Genomic DNA, 515 nt, shown 5'->3' on the forward strand with positions numbered 1-515 from the left:
GGGGGAGAACTCCTCCCTACGCATAAATGACGAGGGTTTCCGTTCTCCCCCTTACCAACCCTAATTTCTGATGATGAACCCTGGAAAGAGGCGATCGAAACCTATTTTCCCTCATTTATGAACTTCTTTTTTCCGGAGATTTACCGGGAAATCGACTGGGAAGAACCCTATATGTCGCTCAGTCAGGAATTGCCCGAGATTGTGGGAGAATCCGCCAGCGGCGACACCCTGTCCGATCGCCTATTCCAGGTGAAGCTTCTAGACGGAGAACCCTGGTGGGTCATCATCCACGTGGAAGTCCAAAGTCAGTATCAAACCAAATTTAACGAGCGAATCTATATCTACAACTATAGCGGATTTCAAATTAATGTGGTAGGCAACTCTCATCTGTCCCAACCGCCAATGCACCGAATCGGTGAGAAATTCTTTACCGCACCAAGGTGTTTGATTAATGCGGCTTGTGGGGCTGTTTTGTGAGCCTTGATTACCGCCTTAATTGCCTTGTAGTGCTCTTT

1 protein-coding gene is annotated in these 515 nt (G+C 47.8%); it reads left to right on the top strand.

Annotation, left to right across the window (positions count from 1 at the left end; all coding sequences use genetic code 11):
• The first annotated feature begins 117 nt into the window (after positions 1–117).
• Positions 118–477 (top strand): hypothetical protein, encoded by a 360-nt coding sequence (locus LKK83_RS23055; protein WP_324633730.1) that lies wholly within the window; start codon positions 118–120, stop codon positions 475–477.
• The last annotated feature ends 38 nt before the right edge of the window (positions 478–515 follow it).

The organism is Phormidium sp. CCY1219, from assembly GCF_035615515.1.
Classification (GTDB): Bacteria; Cyanobacteriota; Cyanobacteriia; order Cyanobacteriales; family Laspinemataceae; genus CCY1219.

Bases quoted from the DNA above. Each gene is read 5' to 3' on its own strand.
- LKK83_RS23055 (WP_324633730.1), top strand. From the start codon at position 118: ATGAACTTCTTTTTTCCGGAGATTTACCGGGAAATCGACTGGGAAGAA.